The sequence below is a fragment of the Bacillus alkalisoli genome (assembly GCF_002797415.1).
Classification (GTDB): domain Bacteria; phylum Bacillota; class Bacilli; order Bacillales; family Bacillaceae_I; genus Bacillus_CD; species Bacillus_CD alkalisoli.
On the sequence record NZ_KZ454944.1, the window covers coordinates 3590983 to 3608201 of the forward strand.

Here is a 17219-nt window from a genome sequence, read left to right on the forward strand (position 1 = left end):
TACAATCATTCCATGAGAAAAAATACGAAAAAATATTGTTAATCTGTTTGAGTCCCTCTTAAGATGTATGATTAGTATGCGAAAAAAGAATGTTACAACTGTTTAAAGTACAAAAACACAACATTAATCAAACATATTTGAAATTAGTAGAATATAACTCGTTTTTCACTAAACGAACCGAAATGATGAAATTGATTAGTTTAACTAGTAAACTAGATGGGTATGAACTATAATAAAGGTGATAAGAATTTAATATTAATGTTTATAAGAAAACTTTTGAATTAACGCTGCTATCCAGTTGGATGGCAGCTTTCGTCATTTATTAGGGGTATTGACGATGATTCTTCTTCTCATTAAGCAATGGGCTAGACAAAATCAATACACCAGATTATAATTATTATAAATTAGTATTAATTATAACTTAAAATATATACACTATACAAATGATATTAAGGGAGGGGATTTTATATGCAAAATACGTACCAGCTTATGAAGCCTGTTGAAAAGGAAAATATGTTGGAAAAGGCAAAATTACACATTGAGTTAATCATGGCTATTTTGTCTGGAGCACTCATTCTGGGCGGGTGGATATTGTTGCGACTAGACATAACGACAGCAGCAGTACCGGTGTTTATATTGGCATATGTTGTTGGAGGATTTTTTAAAGCAAAAGAAGGTATGAAGGATACGATTGAAAGCAAGCAACTGAATGTAGAGATGCTGATGATTATTGCCGCAATTGGAGCTGCTATTATTGGTTATTGGATGGAAGGTGCCATTTTAATTTTCATCTTCGCGCTAAGTGGAGCGCTTGAAACATATACGATGAACCGAAGTAATAAAGAGATTTCGGCGTTAATGGATATTCAGCCGGAGGAAGCATTAAGGATTAATGGCAATTTTGAAGAAAAAGTACATGTGTCAGCATTAAAAATTGGTGATCAAATTCTGGTAAAGCCAGGAGAAAGAGTTCCATCTGACGGCGTGATTGTGCGTGGAGAATCAGCGATTGATGAGGCGGCAATTACTGGGGAATCAATTCCGCAGCAAAAACAGTTAGATGACCAAGTTTACGCAGGTACGATGAATATGAACGGATCAATTGTTGTGGAAGTGACAAAGCTTGCTAGCGAGACATTGTTCCAAAAGATAATTAACCTTGTACAAAATGCTCAGAGTGAGAAGTCCCCTTCTCAGCAGTTTATGGAACGTTTTGAAGGGCCTTATGTGAAAATTGTATTAATTGTTGTTGCGATTATGATGTTCCTTCCTTACTTTTTACTTGGATGGAGCTGGAATGAAACCTTTTACCGCGCGATGATTTTACTAGTAGTTGCTTCTCCTTGTGCACTTGTTGCTTCTATCATGCCAGCGACCCTGTCGGCCATTTCTAATGGTGCTCGAAAAGGGATATTGTTCAAAGGTGGCGTACATTTAGAAAGTTTAAGCAACTTGCAGGCAATTGCGTTTGATAAAACAGGAACGTTAACGAAAGGTAAGCCGGAAGTAACTGATATCGTAGTTCGTGAAGGTTTGGATAAAAATGAATTTCTCCATGCAGTTGGTTCGATAGAAAATAACTCCAATCACCCTTTGGCACAGGCCATAACAAATTATGCGAAGAAGAATGGCACCGATTCACTTGTTCGACCTGATAAAATGGAAGATCAAGCTGGCTGGGGAATTGTTGGCGTTATTAATGGAACGGAGTACAAGATTGGAAAAGCTGATTTTGTCGGGTCTCAGCTTGCAGATGAGTTTGCTGATGGAATTGCGAAGAACCTTACTTCAGAAGGAAAAACGATCGTGTATGTTGCAGACAGTGATGGTATTGCTGGACTAATTGCTTTAAAAGATACGATTCGAAAAGAAACGATTGAAGCATTGCAACATCTTGCACGTTTGAACGTAAACACCATCATGTTGACTGGTGACAGTAAACGTACAGCTGAAGCGATTGCAGCGGAAACAGCAATCGGAAGTTATATTGCGGAATGTTTACCGGAGAAGAAAGTCGAAAAAGTAAAGGAACTGAAAGCAAAGTATCATGTGGTTGCGATGGTTGGTGACGGAATAAACGATGCTCCTGCTCTTGCAACGGCAAACGTCGGAATTGCAATGGGGGAAGGGACAGATGTCGCCCTCGAAACAGCGGATATTGTGTTAATGAAAAATGATTTAAGGAAAATAGCAGAGGCAGTCGAGTTGTCAAAGCGAATGAATCGCATCATTAAACAAAACGTTGTGTTCTCAATTGTTGTAATAATGTTTTTAATCACCTCCAACTTTTTACAAATAATTGATTTGCCATTTGGCGTTATCGGACATGAAGGAAGTACTTTGTTAGTTATTTTAAATGGATTGCGGTTATTAAGATAAAGCTCTTTTAACACCGCTATTGATTTCCGCGCATATCTCCGCTTTCCGCGGGCGGGCCGGGAGCCTCCTCGTCGCTTCCCGCTTCTCCCGCAGGAGTCTCAGATATGCGCGGAAATCAACCGCTAGATACGTAAAAATGAACAGTATTAAAAATCATCACAAAAATTAAAGCATCCCTATCGTTATAGATAAGGATGCTTTTTTGTTAGTGAAACCCGTTCTGGCCGTTTGCGCTACCAGAAGTTTTGTTTTTCGGTTTATGTTTGGAATTTTGCTTTGTGCCGCCGTCTTTTTTTGTTTTCTTTGTCATGAAAGTGCCCTCCTAAATTGTAAGAGATGTCTTTCACTACATATCATGTCCACCGAGCCATTTTTCATGAAGGAAAAATTACACAGTCATTTCTTTTCGCTTTTGCAGTATGGCGTTTATTTCTCCACCAACAATAATTAAAAGTCCTGATAAATAAAACCAAATTAATAAAACGATAATACCACCCAAACTACCGTAAGTTGCTGTGTAATTACCAAAATTACTTACATAGTACGAAAATAAGTAAGATACTGTCATCCACCCGACTGTTGCAAACAATGCACCGATAAATACTTCTTTAACGTGTAATCTTTTATTTGGTGCGATAAAATATAATGCCGTAAAAACTAGTAGTAAAATGATAAAGCTTAAAGTAAATCGAATAGCGTTCCATACAACAAGAAATTCATCAGAATAACCTAAAGTCGTTGCGACTAGCATTCCAATCTCTTTTCCAAACACCGGTAGTAAAAGCGCTACAATAATAACAAATACCATCGCGAATGTTAATAGCACTGCCGTGCCGCGAGTAACAATGAAAGATCTATTTTCGTTCACGTCATAGGCGCGGTTAAATGCTCGTACAACTGCATTAATGCCGTTAGAAGCGGACCAGAGCGCAGCGATTAAACCGAAAGAAAGCAGGCCTCCACGTTGTTCTGTCATAATTTGTTGCACATTCGTTTCAATTAAGTTCATCGTTTCCCCAGGAGCATATTGACGAATTGCTCCTAAAACATCCTCTTGGGAAATTGGCAAGTAAGCAATGAGGGATAATATAAAAATTAGAAACGGAAATAATGATAATAAGAAGAAGTAGGCGAGTTCCGCTGACAAACCAAATACCTCGTCCCTACTAAATCTATGTAGTAGATCTTTCCCAAAAGAGAATATGGCCATACTTTAAATCCCTCCTCTTCTTATTTTTCCCCTATTACAACTCTTTTTTATCCTTATCTATATGCTTTCCGACAACTTCTTTCGTTTCCGACACAATGTCTAATATTTTTGGTGTCGTTTCTCTTAACTCATTCATTTTATCGCGTAAAAAATCTAAATCGCGCGAAACATCATCAACTGTATTTCGCACATTTTCCATATTCGCCTTCACCGATTGTACGACTTCGTTCGGGTGTTGCACAACATATTTCATTTTACTACCCACTTTTTTGCTGTTAAGTAAAAAATGCTCGCGCGTTTCTTTGTCTAATAACGAAATAGCCGCACCTACCAAAGCACCAATTAGCATGCCATCCACCATTTTACTTCGTTTGTTCATGACTTAGCACTCCTTCATTAAAAAATCCTTCTATTTCCCATATTACCATTATATACATGTAGAAAACATCTGTAGAGAGTTTGGATAATATTTTGCCCGACATTATTTTTTCTTATAAAACATGATACAATAATGAAAACGATAAGAACGGAAAGGAAGAATGAAGAATGAACTTAACGGTAAAATCTGTAGAAAACGTAGAATATATGATCGAGCAAATAAAAGAAAAATTAAAAGTGCTTAACCTTGGCGCAATCAAACCATCTCACTTCGACGACGAAATGTATGAAGAATTAAAAGAAATTTACGACCTAGTCATGAAAAAACCATCCTTCAGCCCAAACGAAATGCAAGCTTTAGTAGAAGAATTAGGCAGCTTACGCAAAAACAAATAAATGATTGGAGCTTAGGACTCGTCCAAGCTCTTTTCTAAGTAGTTCGTTTAAGAAGTAAAAAGCGATTTAGCAAGCTTAATCATCTGCTAAATTGCATATATTTACTCTATTAAATCGCACAAAAAAACGCAGATGTTTTAGCAACACTGCGTTTTCTCTATTTATAAATTACTTATTCTTCAACGCTCTTATCTACAATATATTAAACTAATTCATTTGATTTGAAAAAGTCCAACTGGCTAAATGCAGCAGGACTTTAAATATGAAATAAAATTAATTCTTTTCCCTTATTAATTCATCTCGATCGGATGCCATTGGAGGCTGTTCCAACCATCGATTTTTAATCATTATATTAGCTCCATCTTCAGCATACATTTGAACTTCTAATGATAGCCTGTTATACATTGAACTAAGATCTCCTCTAGGACTTTGACTAACAGCTGTACCGTAATAGCCAACGCTCAAAGAAATCAAACCACTTGTGAAAAACATCATCAATTTATCAGAAAAAGTATGGGCCGTACTATTTGTTATTTCTGAATCCCACCCCATAGGTGCAGGAAGTTTACTTTCCTCTAGCTTACCTCTAAATAATTTAACATGTTTATTCCCAACTTCTAAACCCTTTAAGAAGAACTGTTTTACATCCTTTTCCTTTGCAACTTGACTGAATCCAATAAGTGTAGCTACTCCCAAGGCATTTCTTTGCAGATTCGCAAATAAATTATCGACTTCGGCAGCAATTAATGGTCTTTTTTCTCCGAAAACATCTAACATAAACCATTGCTTTTTTACAAATTCAACCTTCTCTAAATTAGAAAGGCTCGGAGACCTGATAAACAATCCTTTAGACAGTAATAATTCAGTTGACCTACTATTTAGTTGCATTGTTTCTGTAAGGCAGTCCATATAATAGGATTTAATATCACTTCTAACAGAAGCTCCAACACTACCAGCATACGTTGTAAGTCCAACCTTGGACATTTGGTTTATATAATTTAGTGCAAAACTGTCGGAATATAGTCTAGGAGCAGTTAAATCAACATCCTCTTCAATACTAAATCCCTTTGGAATTACATTTTTTTCCTCTGTTAGTATTGCTGTGATCTTTTGAATATGTGAACTTGATAAACTTAAAGCAAATTCAATTACAGACTTAATTTCAACATCCTCAGCTTTTTCTAAAAAGTATGTAAGAACACATATGCTTGAGCTATCATTTAAGTATTGAAGCCAAAGTTGACCAATCTCACCAGCTGTTAGCCTAATCTGTTTTCCTTTTCCTCCCATAGTAACTTCCTCCAAAAAAAATATACTAATAAATACCTTCCCCCTAAATCACCAATTATATGTATTAATACCCACCTCCGACATATAGGATTATTTGACTTTTATGAAAGGTTACCTTCTCTAACACCCTTTTCCTCGCTTATAGAAAGGTTGCTTTGTTAAAATTATGTCATAGACCGGCGCCCAAATTTTGTATATTAATTTATTTCATTTATTATTCATATCATATAAATCTTTTCAGTTATGCATTTTTCCTACTTAGAGACTAAATCTTATTTATAAATTTTGGAATTATTTCACCTTCTCATAGTTTTGAAAATCGTTCATGTACAAGCACATCCTTTCATATGTTGTACTATGGGGGGATGTGCAATGATTATTTTCTTAGGTTTTATGATGTTATTATTTTTAGCTACCGGAGCTTACCTATTTACTTTAGCTTATTCTTTAGATAGAAAAGATGCAGTGGAAGTAGATCCACTACCCTTACCACCTGAAGGGCCAACAGAAGAAGAAAAAAACGAGTAGAAAACACTTCCCGAGAGTGTTTTCTTTTTTCTTTGAGTGAACTACATAATGAATAACTACTATATGAAAAACGATTAATTAAGTCATTCCACATTAATAATCCTTTTTACACGAACATACTGTACTATGCTACAGAAAAATATTCGTTTTTCATTAAATGAACCGTAATCATTAAAATTGATTCCTTCACAATAAAGATCTTATAATAAATGAAAATCCAATTTATAGCAGGTGAGGTTTCACATGGACACGATTACACATACCCTCTTTGGAGCAACTATCTATGGAGGAATTGATAAGCGAAACGACGATAAAAAAACAAAACGCGCTCTGTTCGTAACAGCTATTGCCGCAAGTCAAATTCCTGATATAGATGTTATTTCAAGTCTTTGGGACACGGAGGGCATGTACCAAATGTGGCATAGAGGAATAACGCATTCTTTATTTATGGTTCCTGTTTGGGCATTGCTCTTTTTTCTTTTGAGCATGATCTATTTAAAGCAAAGAGATATTCGGTTTTTTTATGTTTCACTGATCGCCGTATTTGTTCACAATACGAGTGACTTGTTTAATGCATGGGGCACAGGATACTTAGAACCCTTCTCTGCGACCCGTGTTACGTTCGGAACAATTCCAATCGTTGATTTCGTATTTTGGCTTATCATGGGGGTTGGTTTTTTCTCACGTAAGTACTGGAAGGGTCACCGCCACCAGTTATACCGTTTAGTAGGAGTGTTAATTGTTGCGCATGTCGCTATTCAGAGTGCACAAGGATATGCTTTGTATAAAAAATATGAAGCAGAATACGATCAACTAGCTTTATCTGCGAGCTTTATTCCGTGGCATTACTCGATTATCGGGAAGCAAGGTGATACGGTAACGATTAAAGATGTTGCTTTGTTTACAGAACCAAAAGTGCAATACACAATACAATCTGCAGAGGAAGCCGATTTAGACAAACTATTCTCTGAAGTCCCTGAAGCAAAAACGCTATACGAATGGTCACCATTTATCGTTATCGTAGACGACGACACCCAACTAGGCATCTACGACCCAAGATTCTACCGAAACGGCCAATCGTTTTTGTTTGAATATATTGAGAAGCAGTGATTAGTTGTTAGTGGTTTACTATTGGCTAATAGATAGTTGGTAGCAAAAAAAATATTAATTTTATGGTATAACCTCCATGATTTTACAAATAGTAAGAATGTCAAATGATGGGCTATTATGGCCAATTACATTAATCATGGAGGTTTCATCATGAAAAAGTATATTTTTTCATTCATTATGCTCGTTACACTTATTGTCGCGACCGCTACTCCGTACATAGCAAATGCAGAAGCAACAGATGGCGATTCAATGGTTCGTATTTTCCACGCCTCACCCGATGCTCCTGAAGTGGATGTTTACGTTGATGGCAAGCCTGTTGTAGAAGGTGCAGGTTTTAAAGACATGACGGACTACATCATGTTACATGAAGGTAACTACACAGTGGATGTGTATAAAGCAGGTACTCAAGAAGAAATACTAGTAGACCAAGCAGTTGCTATTGAAGCGAACAAAGCGTATAACATTGCTGTTATTAATAAGTTGGAAAACATTGAAATGAACGTTGTAGAAAACTCAATAGATGTTCCACTTAATAAAACGATGGTTCGCGTTGGACATCTTTCCCCCGATGCGCAAGCAGTTGATGTAAGAATGGTTGGTGGAGATTCCATTTTTCAAGACTTAACGTTCGGTGAAGTGACTTCTTATGTAACACTTGATCCAGGAACATACAATTTAGAAGTGGTAACAACAGGAGGAACAGCAGTATTAGACTTATCTGATACAGCTTTAGCTGCCAATCAAATTTACACTGTATATGCTGTGAATGTAGCAGATATGGTGGAAGCGATGGTAGTAACAGACTACACGATGGTCCCTGGCATGATGCCTTCTACAGGCCTTGGAGGTTCCGCTCATAGCATGCCATCTGTGCCACCGTTATTTATTGGGTTACTAGGCATGATTGTATGGTCGTTCATTACATTATTTAAAAAGATTAAAAGTGCGTAATCTAGTCCTTGTTGTTTGTGCTATTTGTTCGTTATCTTATTTTCTTCCTACACTAGCAGTTGCATCTAACTTGAAAGCTAAACCAGTAAAAATTCAAATTCCAAAATTACAGGTGGAAACTTCTATCTATGCAGCTCCTTTGTCAAAGGAAGGAAAGATGGAAATAACGGACAATGCAGATGAGGTTGCCTGGTTTTCTAATGGCATTTCCCCTGGGATGCCAGGTAGCGCTGTTATTGCTGGTCATGTGGATAACTACACAGGGCCAGCAATCTTTTTCTATTTAAAACGACTAAAGCAAGGGGATTCCATTTTTATCACGGACGAGTTTGGTGATCGGTTAGAGTTTATTGTCGAGAAGGTAGAAAAATATCCATATGACCAAGCTCCCATCCAGCTAATCTTTGGCCCATCAACTAGGAGAAAGCTGAATTTAATTACATGTACGGGTAAGTATGACCGGAAGACGAATGTTCATGCGGAACGACTTGTTGTTTATAGTGAAATGAAAGTATCTGAGGGGAACTGAACTTCAAATGGTTTTTGAAGTTCAGTTTTTTTAAATTGAATTGAAATTTATCCTACTCTTTTTTTCTGGCCTAGTTGAACTTCATAGACCTTATGAAGTCCATCTGGTTCTTTTTTCTGGTCTAGTTGAACTTTATAAGCCTTATGGAGTTCATCTGGCTCTTTTTTTCTGGCCTAGTTGAACTTCATAGGCCTTATGAAGTTCAACTAGCTCCTTTTTTCTGGCCTGATTGAACTTCATAAGTCTTATAAAGTTCATCTGGCTCTTTTTTTCTAGCCTAGTTGAACTTCATAGACTTTATGAAGTTCCTTTTCAGCACCAAGGTGAACTACATACCCACAAACTCAACTCTAATAGGTAATTAAACCTATCGCACTAATTACACAAACTCCCAATTGATAGTCGTTATGAATTATTTTCTATCAAACATGTATATTAATCTATAAAATTGGAAAGATAATAATAAACTAATAGATTACGAGGTGTAGGATATGTTAAAAACGAGTCGTTATTTTTTATCTGCAGGAGAGCGTGAACAAGTGGAACAGACATTAGTAGAAAACGGATTCCAGCTTGAAAGAGATTTAGTATCGTTAGATGATGAACAGATCGTTTTAATTTATCAAAAGATCCAAGTAGAACAACTTATGTTTAGCTAGGAACTGCACTCATTTTTATATATAAAGTGAAAGACCGCTGAACATCTCATTCGGCGGTCTTTTACTTTATATTTTATAAGAATGTTCTAACGTTATCGGTAATGCTTTGGCTAAATCAAATCGTGGTTTACAAACTTCCACATTCCATCCTTTTTTACGGTACTTCTCCACGATACTTTTTACATCAAGTGTTTTTTTACTAATCTCTACTATATCCGTACTCTTTTTCATGAGCATTCGCCTCGATTCGTATAATTACAGCATTTGTTTTACTAATGTAATTTCTGTCTCACGAATTTCTCCATTGCGGTAAAACGTAACTTTCATCGTATCGCCAATTTTCTTCTCATTATATAAGTATTTTCGTAGTTCTAAAGTATTCTTAACTTCTTTTCCATCCAGCTTTACGATAACATCATATCGCGTTAAACCTGCATTATCTGCCGGTGACGAAGGTTCAGTAGCAATAACAACAATTCCTCCCGTAACATCTTCTGAAAGCTTTAACGTGCCTCGCTGATGTTGTAACGACACTTCTGATAAGGAAGCTAATTCTATTCCCATATATGGTCTTCTTACTTCAGAATGCATTTCCAAATCTTCAATAATCGGTTTCGCTGCATTGACTGGAATCGCAAATCCAATTCCCTCTACTCGTGACTGGGAAATTTTCATCGAGTTAATACCAATAACCTCTCCGCGTAAGTTGATTAAGGCTCCGCCACTATTACCCGGGTTAATTGCCGCATCTGTTTGTATTACATCTGCTTCCCATTGCGGATTTCCATTTCTGTCATAAGCAACAGGTATCATTCGCTCCGTACCACTAATAATACCTTGTGTTACAGAACCAAAAAACTCTAACCCTAATGGATTGCCAATGGCGATAACTGGCTCACCGAGTGTGATAGCATCCGAATTACCAAGCTTTGCGACTGTTCTAACTTTCTCGCCATCTACTACTAAGACAGCTAAATCTGTTAGGCGGTCATGCCCTAAAACTTCCGCCTCTAGCCTTGTTCCATCTGACAAGCTCACTTCCACACGCGAAGCATTTTCTATAACATGTTGATTCGTCACAATGTATGCTTTTCCTGCTTCTTTTTTGTAAACAACTCCAGAACCAGTTCCAGCTTCTGTTTGACCTTGAGGACGAGCATCAAAAATACTCGCTCCCCCTTGCTGTATGTTCACAACCCCAACTACTGCTTCTGACGTCAGTTCAACAGCGTCTGTGATGTTTGTTTGAATTTTTTTATAGTCGACTTGGTCAGTCGGGATAACAGTTGATGTCTCTATGCTTTGTTGAGTCGTTTCTTGATTTGGCTTAATATAAGCCCCCCAATCTAGCAAGATAGGCAACATCGCAACAACAGCCAATGCACCAACCATTCCACCTAACACAGATGCAAAGAATACCTTTTTCATCGAGCCTTTTTTCTTATGCTCCGCTCGATTCATCATATGATCATCGTAATACCCCATACTTTTCACCTCTTACAAAAATCTTATCTACTATTATTTAACCAAAACTAGTTAAAAGTAATCTTAAAGATAAATGAGATTTTCATTAGAAATTATCTTTCGCTTCTTTTAGAATGATGGTAAACGTAGTCCAGCTTCCCTCTTCACTTGACGCAAAAATTTTGCCACTATAATTATTTACCATTCTTTTGGCAATGGAGAGCCCTAGGCCATGTCCACCTTTGTCGCGACTTCGCGCTTTATCTACACGGTAAAAACGATCAAAAATATGCTGGATTTCTTCCTTTGGTATACCAATTCCATAATCTTTTACCTCAATAGCAACTTCACCACTATCTTTTAAGTGCTGGATGGCTACGTCCATTTTTTTACTTTCTCCAGAATATTTTATTGCATTATCTAAAAGAATAATTAAGAGTTGCTCCATATGTCTCTCTGCCATTTTCACTTGGACATTTTCTATGTTTGCTTCATTGGCGAAAGTAAACTCAAACTCTGGATGAACGACGCGCATTTTTTGAATAATATTTTCAATGACAGGAGTCGGGTGAATTTGTTCTTCTGCAATTTCAAATCTGTCTGACTCTAGTCTTGTTAACTCTAACAGTTCGAGCACTAGCTTTTTTAGCCGCTCCACTTCTTGTTGAGAAGCTTCTAGTGATTCTTCAAGGACGGCTGGATCATTTTTTCCCCACCTGTTTAATAGTTTTAGGTGCCCTTCTAAGATGGAAATTGGCGTCCGCAGTTCGTGCGAAGCATCTTCTACAAATTGTTTTTGTTTCTGGAATGAACTTTCCACATCATCCATCATTCCGTTGAACATGCTCGTTAGTTCTGAAATTTCATCCCGATTGTTAATATTATGCGCCACACGTTCTTTCAAACCTCTACTCTTTATTCTTCTAATTGTTTCCGTTAAAGCTGCGATTGGCCTTAACAGTTGCTTGGCAATTAACATTCCACCAATACCGCTTAGGAGAATTGCCCCCGCTCCCGCTGACACATTGACGAGAAAAATAAGTCCTCTTAAACGTTCGTAATTTTTCAAATCCCGAACGATTTCGATGTAACCGATAAAAGATGGCGTAATAAAAGGTGTCCGGTGAACTAAGTAATGCTTTCCATTCATTTGAAAGTGTTCCAGGTCTTTATTATAAATAGGTGTAACAATTAATTCCCTGGCCACTCCCGGTGCTGCAACCGCAACAACTAGATTGCCATCTTTATCAAAGATTCGAATTAATTCATTCATTTCGCTAGCACGTTCTAGAAACCGGCTGCTATTAATAATTTCTGTCCTGTCTATGCGGTATGGCTTGTCTGAAAAGTAGGCGTGAATTTCTTTCATTTTTTCTTGAATATTTCGCTCTTCTTGATCTAACATCCAAGTACGCAACACGTAGTATTGAAGAGAGTTGTATGTGACAAAAAGAACAAACAAAACAATGGATGACCAAATGGCTAACTTCCATCGAATCGGAAGGTGACCGTATAGCTTGGCAATTTTCATCATTGTCTCATCACGTAACCAGTTCCACGAACCGTCTGAATGTAGCTATCTTGTTTGGGCTTGTCTATTTTGTTACGAAGATAACGAACGTACACATCTACAACATTTGTTTCTGCGTATGTGCCAAGCCCCCATATTTTATCTAGCAGTAATTCCCTCGTTAGTACACGGTTTACATTTGTCATGAACATATATAGCAAGTCGAATTCTCTCTTCGTTAATTCGATAAGCTCGCCTGCCCTGTGAACGGTGCGCGCTTCTTCGTCTAGAACAATATCTTTGTAAGTGGTGATACTATGTTCTTCTTTTTGGCTTGTTTCTTTTGGTAACGAGCGTCGGATGAGCGCACGGATTCTTGCCAGCAATTCTTCTATTGAAAAAGGCTTGGATAAGTAATCATCCGCCCCGCTATCTAATCCCGAAACTTTGTCCATGACACTATCTCTAGCCGTTAACATGATAATCGGCGTTGCTTTAGCAGCTCTTACACGTCGGCATACTTCCATGCCGCTTAATCCTGGAAGCATTAAGTCTAGGAGGATAACGTCCCAATCTTCGTTGAGGGCTTTGTCTAATCCCTCTCGCCCGTCATAGCATGGGGTTACTTCAAATCCTTCATATTGAAGCTCGAGTTCAATGAACCGAGCTAAGTTTTTTTCGTCTTCTATGATTAATACTTTTCCCATATGGTGTGGTCACCTCCAGGTTAGAACGTAATTGTGTGTTTTGTTTGTATTAGTAGTGTTGACACCGTTGTTGGTTCTTAACAAAATGGTGGATATTTTAATATTACAAGAAAATGGGGGGGATTTGCATGAAAATTGGATGAGAAATTGGGGTTAATTAAATTTTAGTTGGTAATAGATATTGCTTCTACAATTTGTGTTTCAATTTCTTCCTCTTGTGTTTCAATCTTCTAATCTTCTGTTTCAATTCAACTCGTTTTTGTTTCAATCCCAATCTAAGGCGAAGCTTGTGTTTCAATTTCATTCCTTTGTGTTTCAATCTTCTAATCTTCTGTTTCAATTCATTTTGTTTGTGTTTCAATCCCTGTTTAAGGAGTAACTTGTGTTTCAATTTCTTCGTTTTTGTTTCAATCTTCTAATCTTCTGTTTCAATTCAACTCGTTTTTGTTTCAATCCCTATTTCTGGAAAAACCTCAAACCTATGTGGCTTTAATATAATATAAAAACTAAAAAAGCCATCACCACAAAAAGGTAATGACCACTGTTCAAAACTAAACTATTATCCTCCAAAAAAGAAATCAATTACATTGGATGCAGAGGAAGTTTGTTTATTATACAACTCGCTATATCCGCATTTTGTGCAATACACTACTAAAAATTTGTTATGTTGAATATCGAACATCTTTGATAGCCCAGTCCCAGTTGTAGCAATCTCTTTCGTTTTAGCCTCTGTATGCCCACATTTAATACAGCCTCTTTTAGCCATCCCCCATACCCCCACTTAAAAATCCTTCATAAATTAATACGAGATTTATATTTTAAAGTTTCTTCACTTCCCACAACATAGAAAAAATATGTTTCGACAAAAACCGGTAAGTGCCTGGCACCTGGTAATAATTCAAAAAGTTGACAATAAAATATAGTATTAAGCAGAAAAGGGCGTGTATAGCTATGATTTTTTGGCATTGGGTGAATTTCATCATACCTATCTCAGCGTAATTTTAATTGGATAAACCAATTTCATAATTACTGTTCGTTTAGTGAAAAACGAATATTCCGTTTATTATAATTAAACGTTCGATATAAAACGAAAATTATATTATAGGTTTAATATTCGTTTTTCGCTTAGTAATTGTACATTATGAAACTCACTCGGATATGTATTAAACCGACTCGCAGCCCTACAATATTTAAAACAAGAAGAAGAAAAATGAAAAGAAGGATTACAGAAACTAACTCTGTAACCCTTCTTCCAATTACTTCAAAAACTTATCATGTATTTTATTTTGATAATTTTTAAAAACGGCCGAATTTGTTTCTTGCTTCTTTTTCTCCATCAACTGGTTAAAACGAATCAATTTTTCGTTTAACCTCACTCTTAATCGATCTTCTTCTAGTGAGTCATGTGCTTTATCAATTAAATCTTCTATATATTGAATTTCACTTCGTACTTGCTCTTCTTCTGCCATGCCAGCATTTTTCATTATTTTATATGCCATTCTAAGTTCGGGTGGAACATTGGATAAGTCTTCTAGCTCTAACTTTTTACCATAACCAGGTAATTGTTCGAATTCGCCATCTTCATATGCTTTACGAATTTTATCATCGGTTATTCTCGAAAAGTCCATACTTACACCCCTTCCAAACAATCTATATTCCCAGTATATCCTATTCACACTTTAACAATTGTGAATATTTCTAAAACTTTTTCTCCTATTGTACAAATTTTACTATTGTCGTCAGACATCTTACCTATTATAATAGAGTCTTGTGGGTCCTGTGCGGCCGGGTGGGAGAGGGAAACTGAATAAGGATGTTTTACATGCTTCAATGGTCGAAAGGTTATTTTGATTTACCAGGTCATGAAACAACTCTGAAAAGAGAAATGACAGCTGGTCTAATTTCTTTCTTTACCATTGTGTACATTATTGCTGTTAATGCAACGATTCTTGCAGAAGCAGGTATTCCAATGGAAGCAGCGATTATCGGAACGATCGTTACTTGTGTGATTGGTTGTTTGCTCATGGGTTTTTGGGCGAATGCACCAATTATTCTCGTACCAGGTATGGGGATTAATGCGATGTTCACGTATACACTTGTTCATTCCATGGGTCTGTCTTGGCAAGAAGCATTGGGCGTTGTCGTAGTATCTGGGGTTATTGTAACGATTGTTTCCTTCACACGACTTTCTCAGATGCTGCTAGAAGCAATACCTACCTCGTTAAAACACGGAATTACGGTTGGATTAGGGTTATTTTTAACATTAATCGGTCTTGAAAAAGGCGGCTTAATCATGAAAGGCGACAATTCCCTTCTCATGTTAGGCGATGTTACTAGCCCGATGGTGATAACGACAATCCTATCGATTATCATTGCTGTGTTTTTGTTTATGCGAAATGTGCCAGCTAATTTTTTAATTAGTATAGTGGCTAGTACGGTGATCGCAAGCTTGTTAGGTGTCGTAAGTTTTCAAGAAATGGGCGGCGGCGCTCTACCACTTGAAAGCTATGTTTCCTTATTTGGTGCCGTTTCATTTGCAAAGATTGGAGAGCTAGCTTTTCTAGTAGCAGTCTTTTCTTTAACGATGGTGTTGTTATTCGAGAACATCGGATTAATAAACGGTCACTTAAATATGACGAAACGTCCAGAAAAGTTTAAACGTTCTTTCCAAGCTAACGGTATTTCTATTTTAACGAGTGGAATTACGGGAAGTAGTCCAACTGTTTCGACAGTGGAAAGTGCTGCGGGTATTGCAGCCGGAGGAAGAACGGGTATAACAGCAATTGTCACAGGAAGTTTATTTGTACTTTCTATTTTCGCGATTCCTTTTATAAAAATTATTCCAGGAAGCGCCATTGCACCTATTCTTATTATTATTGGTGTATTAATGCTACAAAGTGTGAAACAAATAGATTTTCAAGATCTTTCCGAAGGGTTTCCAGCGTTTTTAATTATCGTGATGATACCTTTTTCTTATAGCATAGCAGATGGAATTGCATTCGGATTTATTGCGTATCCATTAGTGAAGCTTGCTTTAGGAAAAGCGAAAGAAGTATCGGCGCCACTTTATGTGATTGCGGGTCTCTTCTTCTTAACTTTTTTAACAAATGTACATTAAGATTTTTGATGGAACCTTGATTAAGCTTGAACTGTTGAGTGCGGAAACACTCTGACGTTCCTAAAATAGGCTTTCTCAACACTCAAGGTTTTGTGAAGAATTCTTATTACTATATTCAATCCCCCTAAGATTAAAATATAGTATAGATAGGCGTTTAGCTGCTTTGATTAGTAGCTAAACGCCTTTTGTCTTTTACTCATCATCTTATGAACGCGGCATCCTCGTTTGCGAATGCGTCAACTAACCAGCGTGGGGGTAATGGCATTAAATCTGTTGGTAGCTCATGCGGCCCGAAAAACTGTACATGAGATACTTCTTTTTGGGAAGGGCGTGCATGTCCATCCACAACTTCTCCTAAAAAATAAGTGGTGACAAATTGAACAAATTCACCGTTCGGATATTCGAATGTTTGAGAATATGGATCCGAATAGACACCGATTATTTTTTTCAGCTCCACTTTTAGACCTGTTTCGTTTCTAACACCTTTTATGGCAGCTTCTTCAATTGTTTCACCAGGTAAAGGATAGCCAGTTGGCAATCCCCATAATCCAAACTCTTTCCTTTTTCGAAAAAGAATCCTTTTTTGCTCATCAAAAATGATTACGGCAGTTGCTGGGTACATTGTTACGTCTTTCTTTTCCTGCATATCATTAAACCTCGCATCAATTTTTGTATAAGTCTACATTGGACAGCTTTGAGTTTCAAAGGTTTTAGTGGACTTGGGAATGAAAACAGTTCTTTTGAATGGTTTATTAGTGCCGTCAGGTGAATATGAACTAAGAGTAGCCTCATTCTTTTATACCCCTAGTTTACTTTTCTTGGGTTTGCAGTGGTGTTCGCCCGGATTTCGGACGATTTTGTCCGGAAGTCGGCTCAATTTGTCCGCATCTTGCTCCTTTTTGTCCGGAAATACCTCATTTTCGACCGCATCTTACGTTTTCTTGTCCGCATCCTATCGAAATACACATACAGGTATATGCACAATTGCAG

18 protein-coding genes are annotated in these 17219 nt (G+C 37.2%); 8 read left to right on the forward strand and 10 right to left on the reverse strand.

The features are described from left to right. Positions 1-468 precede the first annotated feature (468 nt). Entirely contained in the window at positions 469-2379 is a 1911-nt protein-coding gene (locus CDZ89_RS17880) for a heavy metal translocating P-type ATPase (RefSeq protein ID WP_100334157.1), read from the forward strand. A gap of 388 nt (positions 2380-2767) precedes the next feature. Here CDZ89_RS17880 and CDZ89_RS17885 read toward each other — a convergent pair whose 3' ends face one another. Together CDZ89_RS17885 and CDZ89_RS17890 are read right to left on the reverse strand one after the other, a co-directional pair. Next, on the reverse strand, positions 2768-3589 hold the full coding sequence (locus CDZ89_RS17885) for a YihY/virulence factor BrkB family protein (RefSeq protein WP_096155735.1): 822 nt from the start codon (positions 3587-3589) through the stop codon (positions 2768-2770). Positions 3590-3623: 34 nt separating this feature from the next. Then, positions 3624-3968, reverse strand: a complete 345-nt coding sequence (locus CDZ89_RS17890) for a YtxH domain-containing protein (RefSeq protein WP_100334158.1) — start codon at positions 3966-3968, stop codon at positions 3624-3626. Positions 3969-4135: 167 nt separating this feature from the next. On the opposite strand from CDZ89_RS17890, the gene CDZ89_RS17895 reads away from it, so the two are divergent. After that, complete coding sequence (locus CDZ89_RS17895; RefSeq protein ID WP_096155737.1) at positions 4136-4363, forward strand: DUF1128 domain-containing protein; 228 nt, start codon at positions 4136-4138, stop codon at positions 4361-4363. A gap of 273 nt (positions 4364-4636) precedes the next feature. Here CDZ89_RS17895 and CDZ89_RS17900 read toward each other — a convergent pair whose 3' ends face one another. Then, a complete protein-coding gene (locus CDZ89_RS17900) occupies positions 4637-5653 on the reverse strand; it encodes a DUF3231 family protein (RefSeq protein WP_100334159.1) in 1017 nt (338 codons plus the stop codon). Between the two features lie 372 nt (positions 5654-6025). On the opposite strand from CDZ89_RS17900, the gene CDZ89_RS19810 reads away from it, so the two are divergent. The 5 genes from CDZ89_RS19810 to CDZ89_RS19815 all read left to right on the forward strand — a co-directional run bounded on the left by CDZ89_RS19810 (position 6026) and on the right by CDZ89_RS19815 (position 9430). Further along, positions 6026-6181, forward strand: a complete 156-nt coding sequence (locus CDZ89_RS19810) for a hypothetical protein (protein ID WP_157842789.1) — start codon at positions 6026-6028, stop codon at positions 6179-6181. Between the two features lie 243 nt (positions 6182-6424). After that, on the forward strand, positions 6425-7291 hold the full coding sequence (locus CDZ89_RS17905) for a metal-dependent hydrolase (RefSeq protein WP_100334160.1): 867 nt from the start codon (positions 6425-6427) through the stop codon (positions 7289-7291). Between the two features lie 150 nt (positions 7292-7441). Further along, positions 7442-8242, forward strand: a complete 801-nt coding sequence (locus CDZ89_RS17910; protein ID WP_157842790.1) for a DUF4397 domain-containing protein — start codon at positions 7442-7444, stop codon at positions 8240-8242. Beyond that, positions 8235-8771, forward strand: a complete 537-nt coding sequence (locus tag CDZ89_RS17915; RefSeq protein WP_157842791.1) for a class F sortase — start codon at positions 8235-8237, stop codon at positions 8769-8771. Before CDZ89_RS17910 ends, CDZ89_RS17915 begins: the two co-directional genes overlap by 8 nt. 491 nt (positions 8772-9262) lie before the next feature. Further along, complete coding sequence (locus CDZ89_RS19815) at positions 9263-9430, forward strand: hypothetical protein (protein WP_157842792.1); 168 nt, start codon at positions 9263-9265, stop codon at positions 9428-9430. Positions 9431-9496: 66 nt separating this feature from the next. Here CDZ89_RS19815 and CDZ89_RS19820 read toward each other — a convergent pair whose 3' ends face one another. From CDZ89_RS19820 to CDZ89_RS17940, 6 genes are all read right to left on the reverse strand, one after another. Further along, entirely contained in the window at positions 9497-9661 is a 165-nt protein-coding gene (locus CDZ89_RS19820) for a hypothetical protein (protein WP_157842793.1), read from the reverse strand. A gap of 24 nt (positions 9662-9685) precedes the next feature. Then, positions 9686-10915 carry a S1C family serine protease gene (locus CDZ89_RS17920; protein WP_096155741.1) on the reverse strand — a complete coding sequence of 410 codons (1230 nt, stop codon included), beginning with the start codon at positions 10913-10915 and terminating at the stop codon, positions 9686-9688. A gap of 85 nt (positions 10916-11000) precedes the next feature. Continuing rightward, positions 11001-12428 carry a HAMP domain-containing sensor histidine kinase gene (locus tag CDZ89_RS17925; protein WP_100334162.1) on the reverse strand — a complete coding sequence of 476 codons (1428 nt, stop codon included), beginning with the start codon at positions 12426-12428 and terminating at the stop codon, positions 11001-11003. Next, positions 12425-13111 carry a response regulator transcription factor gene (locus CDZ89_RS17930; RefSeq protein ID WP_100334163.1) on the reverse strand — a complete coding sequence of 229 codons (687 nt, stop codon included), beginning with the start codon at positions 13109-13111 and terminating at the stop codon, positions 12425-12427. Before CDZ89_RS17930 ends, CDZ89_RS17925 begins: the two co-directional genes overlap by 4 nt. 559 nt (positions 13112-13670) lie before the next feature. Next, complete coding sequence (locus CDZ89_RS17935) at positions 13671-13877, reverse strand: zinc ribbon domain-containing protein (protein ID WP_096155744.1); 207 nt, start codon at positions 13875-13877, stop codon at positions 13671-13673. A 490-nt stretch (positions 13878-14367) separates the two neighbouring features. Beyond that, positions 14368-14739, reverse strand: a complete 372-nt coding sequence (locus tag CDZ89_RS17940; protein ID WP_100334164.1) for a DnaJ family domain-containing protein — start codon at positions 14737-14739, stop codon at positions 14368-14370. Between the two features lie 194 nt (positions 14740-14933). Between CDZ89_RS17940 and CDZ89_RS17945 the strand changes: the two genes are divergently transcribed. Continuing rightward, a complete protein-coding gene (locus tag CDZ89_RS17945) occupies positions 14934-16229 on the forward strand; it encodes an NCS2 family permease (protein ID WP_100334165.1) in 1296 nt (431 codons plus the stop codon). 199 nt (positions 16230-16428) lie between these two features. Here the strand turns inward: CDZ89_RS17945 and CDZ89_RS17950 are convergent, their stop codons facing one another. Next, entirely contained in the window at positions 16429-16875 is a 447-nt protein-coding gene (locus tag CDZ89_RS17950) for an NUDIX domain-containing protein (RefSeq protein ID WP_100334166.1), read from the reverse strand. Positions 16876-17219 lie beyond the last annotated feature (344 nt).

Excerpts from the sequence above, each read along its gene's own strand:
- CDZ89_RS17880 (WP_100334157.1), top strand. The coding sequence starts at position 469 with ATGCAAAATACGTACCAGCTTATGAAGCCTGTTGAAAAGGAAAATATG.
- CDZ89_RS17885 (WP_096155735.1), bottom strand. The coding sequence starts at position 3,589 with ATGGCCATATTCTCTTTTGGGAAAGATCTACTACATAGATTTAGTAGG.
- CDZ89_RS17890 (WP_100334158.1), bottom strand. The coding sequence starts at position 3,968 with ATGAACAAACGAAGTAAAATGGTGGATGGCATGCTAATTGGTGCTTTG.
- CDZ89_RS17895 (WP_096155737.1), top strand. The coding sequence starts at position 4,136 with ATGAACTTAACGGTAAAATCTGTAGAAAACGTAGAATATATGATCGAG.
- CDZ89_RS17900 (WP_100334159.1), bottom strand. The coding sequence starts at position 5,653 with ATGGGAGGAAAAGGAAAACAGATTAGGCTAACAGCTGGTGAGATTGGT.
- CDZ89_RS19810 (WP_157842789.1), top strand. The coding sequence starts at position 6,026 with ATGATTATTTTCTTAGGTTTTATGATGTTATTATTTTTAGCTACCGGA.
- CDZ89_RS17905 (WP_100334160.1), top strand. The coding sequence starts at position 6,425 with ATGGACACGATTACACATACCCTCTTTGGAGCAACTATCTATGGAGGA.
- CDZ89_RS17910 (WP_157842790.1), top strand. The coding sequence starts at position 7,442 with ATGAAAAAGTATATTTTTTCATTCATTATGCTCGTTACACTTATTGTC.
- CDZ89_RS19815 (WP_157842792.1), top strand. The coding sequence starts at position 9,263 with ATGTTAAAAACGAGTCGTTATTTTTTATCTGCAGGAGAGCGTGAACAA.
- CDZ89_RS19820 (WP_157842793.1), bottom strand. The coding sequence starts at position 9,661 with ATGAAAAAGAGTACGGATATAGTAGAGATTAGTAAAAAAACACTTGAT.
- CDZ89_RS17920 (WP_096155741.1), bottom strand. The coding sequence starts at position 10,915 with ATGGGGTATTACGATGATCATATGATGAATCGAGCGGAGCATAAGAAA.
- CDZ89_RS17925 (WP_100334162.1), bottom strand. The coding sequence starts at position 12,428 with ATGATGAAAATTGCCAAGCTATACGGTCACCTTCCGATTCGATGGAAG.
- CDZ89_RS17930 (WP_100334163.1), bottom strand. The coding sequence starts at position 13,111 with ATGGGAAAAGTATTAATCATAGAAGACGAAAAAAACTTAGCTCGGTTC.
- CDZ89_RS17935 (WP_096155744.1), bottom strand. The coding sequence starts at position 13,877 with ATGGCTAAAAGAGGCTGTATTAAATGTGGGCATACAGAGGCTAAAACG.
- CDZ89_RS17940 (WP_100334164.1), bottom strand. The coding sequence starts at position 14,739 with ATGGACTTTTCGAGAATAACCGATGATAAAATTCGTAAAGCATATGAA.
- CDZ89_RS17945 (WP_100334165.1), top strand. The coding sequence starts at position 14,934 with ATGCTTCAATGGTCGAAAGGTTATTTTGATTTACCAGGTCATGAAACA.
- CDZ89_RS17950 (WP_100334166.1), bottom strand. The coding sequence starts at position 16,875 with ATGCAGGAAAAGAAAGACGTAACAATGTACCCAGCAACTGCCGTAATC.